General features: G+C 49.9%; 8 protein-coding genes and 1 tRNA gene. 4 read left to right on the top strand and 5 right to left on the bottom strand.

All coding sequences use genetic code 11. The features are described from left to right. Nucleotides 1-14 precede the first annotated feature (14 nt). From ACH2EM_RS07790 to ACH2EM_RS07805, 4 genes are all read left to right on the top strand, one after another. A complete protein-coding gene (locus ACH2EM_RS07790) occupies nucleotides 15-821 on the top strand; it encodes an N-acetylmuramoyl-L-alanine amidase (protein ID WP_395151588.1) in 807 nt (268 codons plus the stop codon). Between the two features lie 311 nt (nucleotides 822-1,132). Further along, complete coding sequence (locus tag ACH2EM_RS07795) at nucleotides 1,133-2,878, top strand: ABC transporter ATP-binding protein (protein WP_395151590.1); 1,746 nt, start codon at nucleotides 1,133-1,135, stop codon at nucleotides 2,876-2,878. Continuing rightward, the gene (locus ACH2EM_RS07800) at nucleotides 2,868-4,769 is read left to right on the top strand and encodes an ABC transporter ATP-binding protein (protein ID WP_395151593.1); all 1,902 of its coding nucleotides are present in this window, start codon (nucleotides 2,868-2,870) and stop codon (nucleotides 4,767-4,769) included. The genes ACH2EM_RS07795 and ACH2EM_RS07800 overlap by 11 nt, the downstream gene beginning before the upstream one ends. Nucleotides 4,770-5,039: 270 nt before the next feature. Then, nucleotides 5,040-5,483 (top strand): DUF2871 domain-containing protein, encoded by a 444-nt coding sequence (locus tag ACH2EM_RS07805; protein WP_395151595.1) that lies wholly within the window; start codon nucleotides 5,040-5,042, stop codon nucleotides 5,481-5,483. Between the two features lie 98 nt (nucleotides 5,484-5,581). Here ACH2EM_RS07805 and ACH2EM_RS07810 read toward each other — a convergent pair whose 3' ends face one another. The 5 genes from ACH2EM_RS07810 to ACH2EM_RS07830 form a co-directional block, all read right to left on the bottom strand. Next, nucleotides 5,582-8,605 carry a glycoside hydrolase family 3 C-terminal domain-containing protein gene (locus tag ACH2EM_RS07810; protein WP_395151597.1) on the bottom strand — a complete coding sequence of 1,008 codons (3,024 nt, stop codon included), beginning with the start codon at nucleotides 8,603-8,605 and terminating at the stop codon, nucleotides 5,582-5,584. Nucleotides 8,606-8,616: 11 nt separating this feature from the next. After that, nucleotides 8,617-9,246: a hypothetical protein gene (locus tag ACH2EM_RS07815; protein WP_395151599.1), complete on the bottom strand. Its 630-nt coding sequence runs from the start codon at nucleotides 9,244-9,246 to the stop codon at nucleotides 8,617-8,619. Nucleotides 9,247-9,591: 345 nt separating this feature from the next. Beyond that, nucleotides 9,592-10,689: an ATP-binding protein gene (locus tag ACH2EM_RS07820; RefSeq protein WP_395151601.1), complete on the bottom strand. Its 1,098-nt coding sequence runs from the start codon at nucleotides 10,687-10,689 to the stop codon at nucleotides 9,592-9,594. Between the two features lie 195 nt (nucleotides 10,690-10,884). Then, nucleotides 10,885-11,616 carry a LytR/AlgR family response regulator transcription factor gene (locus ACH2EM_RS07825; protein ID WP_395151603.1) on the bottom strand — a complete coding sequence of 244 codons (732 nt, stop codon included), beginning with the start codon at nucleotides 11,614-11,616 and terminating at the stop codon, nucleotides 10,885-10,887. A gap of 358 nt (nucleotides 11,617-11,974) precedes the next feature. Continuing rightward, a tRNA-Arg gene (locus ACH2EM_RS07830) sits at nucleotides 11,975-12,051 on the bottom strand. Nucleotides 12,052-12,662 lie beyond the last annotated feature (611 nt).

Here is a 12,662-nt window from a genome sequence, read left to right on the forward strand (position 1 = left end):
AAAGGAGGAATCGCATGGCCATCAAACAAACCCAGAGGCCCAGGGTATCCGGGCTGCTGCCCACTCCAACACGCCATAAAAGGATGAAACTGGGGTTGATTGTGCTTGCAGCGCTGGCGGTCATTGGCACCGGGGCTTTTTTGTTGAATAGCATCCGGTACCAGGGGGCCCTGGTGGTGGCCGTTGACCCTGGCCATGGAGGAACCGACCCAGGAGCGGCGGGCAGCGGGCTTGACGAATACCAGGTTACCTGGCAGACTGCCCAGTACCTAATGGAGCTGCTCAAAGAGGACAAGCGCTTTAAGCCCATACTTACCATTACAAAAAAGGAGTCACAAAACAGCCAGTCCAGCCGGATTACCCCCAGCCAGCGGGCCCAGCGGGCCAGAGAAAAGGGAGCAGGGCTGTTTGTTTCCATCCACTGCAATTCTGACGGTACCGGCGAGGCATACGGGTTTGAGTGCTATCCCGTACCACCCGGCCGCACCCACCACCAGCAGAGTATGCTGCTGGCACAGAGCATTGCAGATGCCTTTGGGCAGCAGGGAGCCAGACTGCGGGGAACCCAGGGCCTGCGGTATGTATACTACAACCAGCAGGATGAAAAACGCTTTGTGGAAATACAGGATGACACTGTACAAACGGATTTGAGTTTTACGGTTCTGGAAGAATCCGGCTGCCCGGCGGTTTTGGCGGAACAGTGCTTTATCACCAATACACAGGATGCCCAGCGGTTTGCAAGCCAGGAGGGCTGCCAGCAGGCAGCACAGCTGTATTACCAGGGAATCTGTGCCTGGTATGAGCAGGCCGGTTTGGGTTAAAACAAGCATAATTTCAAAAAACAATAAATGGAAAAAATGGTATAAAAAACAGAAATAATTCCGATTAACTGGTTAAAAAAAGAGAAATTATGCAGGGTTTTTTGTTTGTTGTTACTAAAAAAACATGAGGAAATCAGTTGACAAAGTCTAAAAAAATTCGATATACTAAATAATGTATCGAAACAGCAGGGATAAAACCAGCGTAAGCTTGCAGGCTTACGCTCTTTTTATCGTTTGCAGGCTTTTGCACCGTCTTGAACGGGGCAGAAAGCCACAAAATAAAACAGAAAATGGAGGAGTGAATCGAATTTATGTACAAGCAATTGGCAAAATCGGTCCGGGAATATAAGGGTCCATCCATCCAGGCAGTGGCCTTTGTGGCGCTGGAGTCCATGGTGGAATGCATGATTCCCTTTTTAATTGCCCAGCTGGTGAACCAAATTAAGGCAGGGTGCAGCTTTGAGACCATTTTGTGGTATGGAGCTGGCCTGCTGGCATTGGCCGGAATGTCCCTTACCTTTGGTGCAGTTGCAGGCTCGGCAGCAGCTACTGCATCCAGCGGCTTTGCACGCAACCTGCGCAAGGATATGTTTTACCGTATTCAGGATTATTCCTTTGAGAATATCGATAAATTTTCCGCTTCGTCGCTGGTTACCCGTTTGACCACCGACATCACCAATGTGCAGAACGCCTACATGATGATGATTCGTGCAGCCATCCGCTGCCCCATGATGCTGGTATTCTCCTTCACCATGGCTTTTGTCATGGGCGGCCGTATGGCCGTTATCTTTTTGCTGGTGGCACCCATCCTGGGCATTGGTCTGTTTACGGTAATTCGCAAAGTAATGCCCTTGTTCCACCGGGTTTTTCAAAAATACGATGCCCTCAACCGTTCCATTCAGGAAAATGTTCAGGGTATGCGTGTAGTAAAATCCTATGTGCGCCAGGAGTACGAAAAGAAAAAGTTTGAGGCCGCTGCCGACGATGTATGTGCCGACTTTACCCGTGCCGAAAAGATTTTGGCCATTAACAACCCCCTCATGCAGTTCTGCCTGTATGTGGTTATGGCGTTTGTGCTGTCCTTTGGTTCTTACACCATTATTTCCACCCAGGGTACTGCCTTGGATGTGGGCCAGTTTTCCGCTCTGCTTACTTACAGTTTTCAGATTCTCAGCAGCCTGATGATGTTCTCCATGGTATTTGTTATGATTACCATGGCCACCGAGTCGGCGCATCGTATCATGGAGGTGCTCAACGAGGAAAGCACCCTGAAAAGCCCGGAAAACGGCCAAACCATGGTGGCAGACGGCAGTGTGGATTTTGAGAATGTGAGCTTTAAATATTCGGAGCATGCTGAGCGCATGGCCCTGAGCAACATCAACCTGCACATTAAGAGCGGCGAGACCATTGGTGTGATTGGCGGTACCGGATCTTCCAAATCCTCTTTGATTCAGATGATCAGCCGCCTTTACGACGCAACCGAGGGCACCGTAAAGGTAGGCGGCGTGGATGTGCGGGAATATGACCTGGAGGCTTTGCGCAACCAGGTTGCAGTGGTGCTGCAAAAGAATGTGCTGTTTAGCGGCACCATTAAGGAAAACCTGCGCTGGGGCAACAAGTTTGCTTCCGATGAGGAAATCGAGGAAGCCTGCCGCCTGGCCTGTGCGGACGAATTTATCCAGCGTTTTCCGGACAAGTACGACACTCATATTGAACAGGGCGGCTCCAATGTATCGGGCGGACAGAAGCAGCGTTTGTGCATTGCCCGTGCCCTGCTGAAAAAACCCAAGATTTTGATTTTGGACGACTCCACCAGTGCAGTGGACACCAAAACCGATGCACTGATTCGCCGTGCCTTTGCGGAATTTATTCCCGAAACCACCAAAATCATCATTGCCCAGCGTATCTCCTCGGTGGAGCAGGCTGACCGCATTGTGGTAATGGACGGCGGAACCATCAGCGCAGTGGGAACCCACGCCCAGCTGCTGGAGACCAGTGAAATTTATCGGGAGGTTTACACCTCTCAGAATAAGGCAGGTGACGAAGATGCACGGTAATCCTACCATTAGCAAAAAAGATACATTGGTGCGCATTTTTAAAACGCTGTTTTCCTTTTTTCCTGTAATGATGCCGCTGGTTGTGGTGTGCATTCTGTTCAGCGCCGTGGTCAGCTCCATGCCCGCTGTATTTATGCAGAATGTAATGGCCCTCATCGAAAAGAACTGGGCAGCAGGCGACTGGGCAGCGGCTGGCGGGCCTATCCTTAAACTGGTGGGGCTGCTGGTGGTGCTGTATGTACTGTCGCTGGCATCGGCCTTTACCTACACCCGCATGATGGCAATTATCACCCAGGGCTTTTTGAAAAAGCTGCGGGTGAAGATGTTCAGCAATATGCAGGATCTGCCCATCCGCTACTTTGACACCAACAACCACGGCGATATCATGAGTTACTACACCAACGATATCGATACCCTGCGGCAGCTGGTGTCCCAAAGTTTCCCCCAAATCACCATCACCCTGGTCTCCATGCTTACCATTACCTGCATCATGCTGTATTACAGCGTGTGGATGAGCCTGGTGGTAATTGGCGGTATAGCCATTATGACCGTGCTGGTAAACAAGATTGGCGGAAATTCCGCCCGGTTCTTTTTGCAGCAGCAGCGTGCCCTGGGCCAGATGGAAGGCTATGTGGAGGAGATGATGAACGGCCAGAAGGTGGTAAAGGTGTTCTGCCATGAGGAGGAAACCAAAGCCGACTTCGACCGCTGGAACGACGAGCTGTTTGGTGCCGCAGAAAGCGCCAACAAGTTTGCCAACATCCTGGCTCCTGTACTGAACAACATGGGCAACCTGATTTATGTGACCGTTGCAGTGGCCGGCGGCTTCTTTTTAATGTCCGGCATTCCCAACCTGAGCATCTCCGGTTTGCCCCTGACCATCAGCATTGTGGTGCCCTTTTTGAACATGACCAAGCAGTTTGCAGGCAGCATTATGCAGGTGTCCCAGCAGATTAACGCAGTGATTATGGGTCTGGCAGGTGCACAGCGCATCTTCACCCTTCTGGACGAAAAGCCGGAGGAGGATGAAGGGTATGTAACCCTGGTAAACGCCAAGGAAAATGCAGACGGCAGCCTGACCGAGTGTGCTGAACGCACCAATGTATGGGCCTGGAAGCATCCCCACAAGGCAACCGGGATCATCACCTACACCCGGCTACGGGGCCATGTGGAGCTGTTGGATGTGGACTTTGGCTACACCGCCAAAAAGACCGTGCTCCACGATGTAACCCTGTTTGCAGAGCCGGGCCAGAAGGTGGCCTTTGTGGGCGCCACCGGTGCAGGCAAAACCACCATCACAAACCTGATTAACCGGTTTTACGACATCCAGTCCGGCAAAATCCGGTACGATGGAATCAACATCCGCAAAATCAAAAAGGCAGATTTGCGGCGCAGCATGGGTATTGTGCTCCAGGATACCAACCTGTTTACCGGCACCGTGATGGAAAACATCCGTTACGGCAACCTGGATGCAGTGGATGAGGAGTGCATTGCCGCAGCCAAGCTGGCTGGTGCCCATGATTTTATCACCCGGCTGCCCGATGGCTACAACACCATGCTCACCGGCAACGGTGCCAGCCTGTCTCAGGGTCAGCGGCAGCTGCTGGCCATTGCCCGTGCGGCTGTGGCAGATCCCCCGGTTATGATTATGGACGAGGCAACCAGCTCCATTGATACCCGTACCGAGGCCATTGTACAGGCAGGTATGGACGCTTTGATGACCGGCCGAACCGTATTTGTAATTGCACACCGACTTTCCACCGTAAAGAACGCAGATGTAATTATGGTACTGGAACAGGGCCGCATCATTGAGCGGGGCAGCCATGAGCAGCTGATTGCGCAAAAGGGCAAGTATTATCAGCTGTACACCGGCGCATTTGAATTGGAATAACCAGCAAAAATCAGCAAAAAAGGGGAGGGCGGCTGCCGTTGGCAGCCGCCCTCCTTATTGCTTTGGAGCATCCAGCGGGACTTTGGTTTTAGAATCGCAGAAAATACAGTTTTGCCTTGCAAATATTTTTGCCTGTGCTAGAATGAGAAAAAAGTGGGCTGTTGGCCGGCATTTTTTAAGCTGGGCAACCGGTATCTGGATTTTGTGGGTATGGTTTTGGATTTACGGCCTGAGCTATATGAGAAAGCTATGAAGGAGGAATAATACAAGATGAAGCGGTATATCAACGGGGCGATTGCCTATGCCATTTTGGGAATGGCGGGAGGAGTGTTTTATCGGGAGTTTACAAGGCATTTTAACTATACCGAAAAGACAACCCTTTCTTTTGTGCACACACATTATCTTGTTTTGGGAATGGTGTTCTTTTTGCTGCTTTTGCTGCTGCAAAAAAACAATCTGTTGCCACAGAACAACCGCAAACCGCTGCTGGTGTACCAGGTGGGATTAAATCTTACCTGCTGTATGCTGCTTGCGCGGGGTGTGGTGCAGGTGCTGGGCATGGTGCCTTCCGCTGCAATGCAGGGCAGCCTTTCTGGAATAGCCGGTATAGGGCATTGCCTGCTGGGTGTTGGACTTGTGTGGATTCTGGTGGGGATTCGGAGCAGTATTGCTGCCGCAGAGAGCACCAATAAAACCGACCATCAAACCGTTTGAATCGTTTACTGCAAATCACAAAAGGGGCGGGCCGCTGGATGGCCTGCCCCTTTTATTGTTTGGAATGGATAAGGAAAAAATTCTTCTATGGCAGTGATTTACAGACTGGTTGCTGTTTTTTTACGGCTTCGCACTGCCATGACAATACTGAATGCTGCCAAAACGCCAAATACTACATCACAAACGATGAAGGCAATCTGCCACCAAGTGATGACTTCCACCACCTGCATGTTTGGGCTGACGCCGTTCATTGCGTTGGAGTTAGCTACGGTGTATAGAATGCGCTGGGTAGCCTGGCGCATAGCATTGACCACAGCGGGATCGTCCTGGTACTGGCGTAGATTGTCGGTCCACTTAGTGGCATCGTTGCAGTCCCAAGCATCGCCGCCGGCCAGCACACCCTGCACGACATCCATGTAATTGTTAAAGTTGGAGAAGTCGGTCAGGGCAAACCCGGTCATACCCCATTCCCCGCGAAGGATGTTGGTCAGCAAGTTGTAGTCGCCGCCGGCCCAAACGCAGCCGATGCGGTTGAAGGAGGTCATAACGCAGTAAGCGCCGGATTCTACGATGGGATACTCAAACGCCTGGAGATAAATTTCGCGGGCGGCCTGTTCGTTGGTCCAGACGCAGATGCCATCGCGGCCAGTCTCCTGGTCGTTGATAGCAAAGTGTTTCATATAGACATACACGCCCTTGGACTGTATGCCAGCCGTCTCGGCGGAACAGGTCTTGCCAGAGATAAAGGGATCTTCGGAGTAATACTCAAAATTACGACCGGAGTACGGGGTACGGTGGATATTCACACCAGGTCCATAAAGGCCGGAGTAGGCCTTGCCATTAGCCAACAAGCAGTCGTTGCCCATGCTGCGGCCCACGGCCTCGGCAATGGCGGGATCAAAGGTGGCAGCCAGCAGATCAGCAGAGGTGTAGCTGGTGGACGAAGAACCGCCTGTTAGCGTAGCGGTAATCCCTTGGGGGCCGTTCTCGTCCTTGGTGGCAGGCTTGTTGACACTGGCAACATAAACAGTAGAGTGGTAGGCCTGGCCGATAAGTTTGGCCATCTCGGAAAAGGTGATCTGATCCAGCAGATCGTTCCAGGTGTACTCAGTACCGTCCACGGTGACTGTGCCATCCAGCGGCACACCTGCAAACTGGGCCAGGCTCAGGTTGCCATCGGCCCCCATGGTGGGCATCTCATCAGAAAATTCGGCGGTATCGGGTATATTCTCCACGGTAGCTTTCAACGCCTCAATCATCTGGGCATTGGCAGCCAGCTGTACCGCAGCACGGTAGGCAGTAGCGGTGATGTCAGCCTTGGGCATGGTATCTGCCCAGTTGCTGCGGCTGACATAGACGATGTCGTTGGAGGTATCATCGTCAAACTTATTCAGATCGCCGTGATCCAGCTGGTTCGTGATGTCGGTGCCGGTAATGGAGGTGGCATATGTGGTGTTGTCCTGCACAGCTTGATTGTACTGTTTGACCAGAGCAGCATTGCCGGATGCGGTCATCTTGGAAGTATCCACAGTGCCGTTGGCAGTATCGCCCAAAGAGGCCTTGGCAGCCAGGATATTGTTCAGGGCTTCGTGGGCTCCGTTGCCGGTAGCGAAGTAGTAGTTGCCGGCATCAACGATATAGGTCTTGGCGCCATTGGCGTCATAGGTACGCATCTCACTTTTGTCCACCGTAATGGTAGCAGTGACGGTCTGGCCAGCCGGGACACTGACCTTGGTGTAGCCCACCAGCTCGACAGAGGCTTTTTCGATGCCGTTTTGGCGGTCATATTCGGTGTAGGGGGACTGCATGTAGATTTGCACTGCCTCAGCACCGTCCACCGCACCGGTATTGGTTACATCCACGGTAAAGGTGAAATGGTTGCCGTCATCCTGCATGGACAGGTCGCCGTAGTTGAAGGTGGTGTAGGACAGGCCATAGCCAAAGGGATAGGCCACCGTAGAGGCATAGTCGTACTCGCCTACATTGGAATCACCCAAAACCATATCTTCATAGCGAGTCTCGTAGTAGCGGTAACCCACATAGATACCTTCCGCATAGGCCACATAATATTCGTTGCAGGTGCCAGCAAAAGCCAGACCGGCTTCCGCAGCGTTTGTATAGGAGGTGGCGTATGCATTCAGGATGGCGGGGGAGGTCAGGTTGTCGTAGCAGTAAGTGTCTACCAGTTTGCCGCTGGGGTTAACTGTGCCGTTGAGCAAATCACCCACTGATTCGATACCAGTTTGTCCCAATTCACCTACCCACAGGCATGCGTCAATTCCGTAGTCGGTGCCACAGATGGACGGATTCAGGAAGTCCAGCTCGATGGGATTGGTAGCATTGAGCAGTACCACAATCTTCTGAATCTGGCCGGAAGCTTTCAATTCGGAGAGTTTTTGCAGCAGGGCATATTCCTCGTTGCTGAGGGAAAGCATATTGCCATTATCATCTCCAGCGCCAAACCAGGGCAAGTCGGCACCCTCGCCACAGATACGGCCCAGTACCACAATAGCAGCGTCACCGTAACTGGAAACGGAGTTCCACTCAGTATCGGTGTAGACACTCTGGGGCACCTCATTGACAGTGTATTCGGCGTTGTTAAAGATATAGTTGTTCAAAGATCCGGAAGCGGTAGTCAGCCCGTAGCTGGAACCGGCACCGATAGTGTAAAAGTCCCACATAGTAGGGTTGACCGAAAAGCCGTCAGCTTCCAGTGCATTTTTGTAACCCAGAGAACTGGTTTCCATACCGCCGGAACCCGTGCCGCCGTATACAGGCTTGGCCGAAGTGGTGCCGAACAGGCTAATTTTGGATCCTTGAGCCAAGGGCAGAGTGTTGTCTTTGTTAAGCAGCAGAGTAGCACCATTGGCAACCACACTTTTACAAATCTCGGCTGCCGAAGAAGCCTGCTCCTCACTAGAGGCAAAGTCGGCCTCAAAATAGGTCTGGCCAGGGTCACCGATGGTCTTAGTGGACTCGGTGCCCAACACCATGTTGATGATGGTGGCATAATTGTTGGCGATGGGGCCGCCAATCATTGTAACTGCAAACAGCAGTATAAAAATTACCGACAGGATTGTCCACAGCAGAGAACCCTTATTTCGCAATGTATTTGCCTTCATGAGGATCCTCCTTAATTGGCGGCGTGCGTAGGCATGGGCAGTTCAGGCACATCAGTCAGACGATAGGTCAGGGTGGTGTCTTCTGGCACCAGAGAAGGATCTTCCACCGTAATGGTGAACGAACTACCGAACTCCTTCAAGAAGTCCTCTGCTCCCTTGGTGCTGTTTTGAGGATCGTACAGGGAAGTCATGGTATCAGTCCAGGCAGCAGTATCAAACTTAGCATCACCGGTGGTAATGCGAATGATTTCGGTGTCGTGTCCCCATCCCTTACCGTGCTGTTCCATATAGATGCGGTTCACATCGGACAGAGTCACATCCTGATGGGAGGCTTCACCATCCGCAGACTCAGCTACCGTATAAGTGCCGGTGTAAATGATAACGCGGTTGCCACGGCTGCCAAGGTCATCACTACCAAAGATATCGCTGCTGTAATCCAGCTGATAAGTACCGTTGTCAAACAGCTGCAAAGTATAGTTTTCGTCCATGTACCAGGAAATACCGTCCAGATAGCTGGCCTTGCTCAAAACATAGGTTTTTTCCATTTTGCCGCTGTTGCCGCCGCAGCCTGCTAGAGAAAAAGCCATTGCGCCGGCCAAAACTCCGGCCGTCAAGATTTTTGCCATACGGGTGTTTTTCATTGAAATCGTCCTCCTTTTTATTCGCAATCCACCTTATGCGGTGTCGCTTTGCAGTACTATATTGTCAAAATGCACAGTTTTTTGCAATGGTTACCACGCAGCTCGCCCTTTTCGCATCGTGATTTGCTGTTTGCGCAGTTTTTCAATGGAGAAAGGAGTTTTTGGACAGAAAATTCCAGCAATAATTCAATCAAAAAAGTGCGCAGAAGCGGCATTTAGACAAAAAATTTGATTTTTGACCAAACGCTGATAAAGCGTGTGAATGTTTGTGCATTTTGCCAAATAGTCTGTGAAAAAGATTCCCCGGTAGGGCTTTAGGGCCCTACCGGGGAATGGACAAATCTATTAAAGGGGGGTGCTGGGGTCGACAAGCAAAAACTCCAGACAAAACAGCCCGTCCCGTGCATAAACTGCCAGCGCACCGCTATATTGGTGGACAATTCTCTCCATACTGCGCATACCGAACCCGTGGTAACGGGGATCCCGGATACTGCGTGGCAGACCATTCTGAAAAGTTAGCGGTCCGGTAAAGGGATTTTCGATGTGCACGGTAACAATATTGCCCACGCGGGTACCGGTTATCGAAATAAACTTTTCCTGTGGTTCGGGCAGTTGGCCCACCGCCTCGATAGCATTATCCAGTGCATTGCCGAACAACCCATACAGATCCAATTCTTCCACAAAGGCCAAATCTGGGCCGTGGAGCAGGCAAGTCAGCTGGATGCTTCGCCGGGCACATAGTGCCCGGCGTTCGGTCAGCAATACATCCAGCGCTGCATTTCCGGTATGGATATATATATCATACTCCTGAATCTGATCTTCCAGCTTTTTCATCTGTGCCGGTGGCAGTTGACCTTGAAAACTACGGAGCAACGCTTTTAAGTCGTGGTACTTTTCATTGACCAGTTCCATGTTGCTCTTGCGAGCCTCGTATTGGTCTTTCTGCTTTTTCAGCATACAGCGCATCTCGTCCACATTATGGGACAAACGAGCACGCTCCATAGTGCCAAACTGAAGAAGTAGAACGAAGATGTCGCAGACCATTGCATACAGACATTCCGAGAAGTGTGAAAGGAAATTGCGTTCCGGATTGTCTTGGGTAATACGTGCCATACCTATGCACAGCAACAGCACACCAAAGGAAAAAATCGCCTTGAGCTTGTTGTCGAAATTGTCATTTCGCTGGCGTGTAAATGGACGCAGTGAAAAAAAGAGTAGCGTGTAGATTCCGCCATAACAGATTGCGTCCAACAGCAAAACGCCCATAGAATCTAGAGCCCAGATACCTGTAACAGGAAATAGCTTCAGAATCATTTTTAGGTTGCCTGAAAGATCCTGTGCAACATACCCTGAAGAAGCAACAAACAAGGCAGTGTAGAAAGTTTCCTGGTAGATTAGGTTTGCTGCCAGAATCAACAGCAGATAAACCAGAAATGATGCCATTCCGCGGTATCCTCTCGTGTAGACCCATGTTCCACCAAGATATGCCGCAATAGCACAGGTAAACCAGGTTAATCCAAGCCGCAAAAAAATGTGAACGACGGCGCAGAGGGTAAGCAAACAACTGCATACCCACTGCGCCCTGAAGAAACAAAAGTGCTCCCCGAATGTACCTATACCAATCCGGCATCGGTGGATTCAACCTCCTCCCTTGTACTGGGCTAGCGCCTGCAAAAAGGCCTTGCGACGGGATTTGCTCACCACAAGCCGGTCGTTGACCACCAGAACTTCATTGCCGAAGATACCACGAACAAACTTCAGATTTACAAGATAACAACTGTTGCACCGAGCGAAGTGGGCCGATAGCAATTGCTTTTCGTAGCGGGACAGACTGCCCCACTGTTTAATAACGCCATCATCAGTGTGAATGAGCAGGTTGTGGTCAAATACCTCAAAATAGTGAATCATATCCGAGCTTAGCCGCAGGCTACCTTCTCGTGTTTTGATATCCAGCACCACGCCTGGCTTGCGGTAGGAGAGCACCCGTAGTGCTCGTTCCAGCTTAGCCGCAAAGAACTCGTATCCTATGGATTTAACGATATAATCGAAGGCCTGAACGGAATACCCTTCTACCGCATATTGGGTTACGCTGGTTACAAAGATAATCATGACATTGCGGTCGATTTCCCGGATGCGATGAGCTACCTCCATGCCAGTCATATCGGGCAGACGAATGTCCAGGAACAGAAGATCAAAATCTCGCTCATAGTGGTCTAGCAGGTCTAGTGCCCAGCTATAACGCTGAAGAGTGTAGACAAATTGAGGATGTGTTTCTTGGTATTGCGAGAGAAAGGAAATCAGTCGCTCTGCTTGCTCCCGATCATCCTCCAAAAGCCCGATTTTGAGCATCCTCAGTCCCCTCCTTGACAATATTTTACCCTATCATGATAGTATACGGGTACTGTTTCTGTCAATTGAAAGGAGGATACAGGGCAAAACGGTATTAATGACATCAAGATGATGTTGGTCGTTAATAAAGATGTAGAGTAATTTTAGAAACTCTCTAAAAACGGAGATTTCTCCAGCAGATAAATTAAAGGACGCACTTTCTCCGGTTTTTTTCAAAAAATCGGAGCAAATATCGTACCGGAAGCCGATATAAAACAATGCATAATGAGTGCAAAACAGATATAGCTGCCGGTAACAATTGCCAGTGATATAGAGGGTATACAGAACACTTAAAAACAAGAAAAAACCGACAAGCCAAAAACGGCTTGTCGGTTTTGCTTGGTGCGCTCGGCGGGATTCGAACCCACGGCCTTCAGAGTCGGAGTCTGACGCGCTATCCAGCTGCGCCACGAGCGCTTATTTAAGGTACGCTAACTATAATAGCATAGTTTTGCTTGTTTGAAAAGCCCCTAATGCAAAAAAATCCGGGGGATTTAAATTTTAAGAGGCAAGCGGGTGGAGTGCTGCATTTCAAGATATAGTTATGTTTAAGTATATAATATATATTACATTATATATGCAAAATAGATATAGGCAAAGGGAAAGAGTTAAACACTAACAGGAACGAAAAAGCTTTGCCCCCGGAGCACATTTATAATGTGCTCCGGGGATTGTTTTAAGTAAGCCGTTAGCAGAGTTTTAAGGGCAAAAAAGATGATTTTCAAATAAATCACACTTTTTTGAAAAAAGGTGTTGACTTATGGGCAGGGAATGTGATATTATAACTGAGCCGCGGATAACGCGGTTGTCGCTGAAAAGCTGAATAAAAAATCTTGAAAAAGTACTTGACAAAGCACTGAAGGCGAGATATAATAAATAAGCTATCTCACAAGAGAAAAGTGACCAGGACCTTGAAAATTGAACAATATCAAGAAGCTTGAACGGAACCTTAATTGTGATGGAAAATCACATTAAACAATTCCAAAAAACAAGTAATTCGTGGATGCAAGCGTATTGTATCTGAGAAA

Source organism: uncultured Allofournierella sp. (assembly GCA_944382705.1).
Taxonomy (GTDB): domain Bacteria; phylum Bacillota; class Clostridia; order Oscillospirales; family Ruminococcaceae; genus Allofournierella.

Bases quoted from the DNA above. Each gene is read 5' to 3' on its own strand.
- ACH2EM_RS07790 (WP_395151588.1), top strand. From the start codon at position 15: ATGGCCATCAAACAAACCCAGAGGCCCAGGGTATCCGGGCTGCTGCCC.
- ACH2EM_RS07795 (WP_395151590.1), top strand. From the start codon at position 1,133: ATGTACAAGCAATTGGCAAAATCGGTCCGGGAATATAAGGGTCCATCC.
- ACH2EM_RS07800 (WP_395151593.1), top strand. From the start codon at position 2,868: ATGCACGGTAATCCTACCATTAGCAAAAAAGATACATTGGTGCGCATT.
- ACH2EM_RS07805 (WP_395151595.1), top strand. From the start codon at position 5,040: ATGAAGCGGTATATCAACGGGGCGATTGCCTATGCCATTTTGGGAATG.
- ACH2EM_RS07810 (WP_395151597.1), bottom strand. From the start codon at position 8,605: ATGAAGGCAAATACATTGCGAAATAAGGGTTCTCTGCTGTGGACAATC.
- ACH2EM_RS07815 (WP_395151599.1), bottom strand. From the start codon at position 9,246: ATGAAAAACACCCGTATGGCAAAAATCTTGACGGCCGGAGTTTTGGCC.
- ACH2EM_RS07820 (WP_395151601.1), bottom strand. From the start codon at position 10,689: ATGGCATCATTTCTGGTTTATCTGCTGTTGATTCTGGCAGCAAACCTA.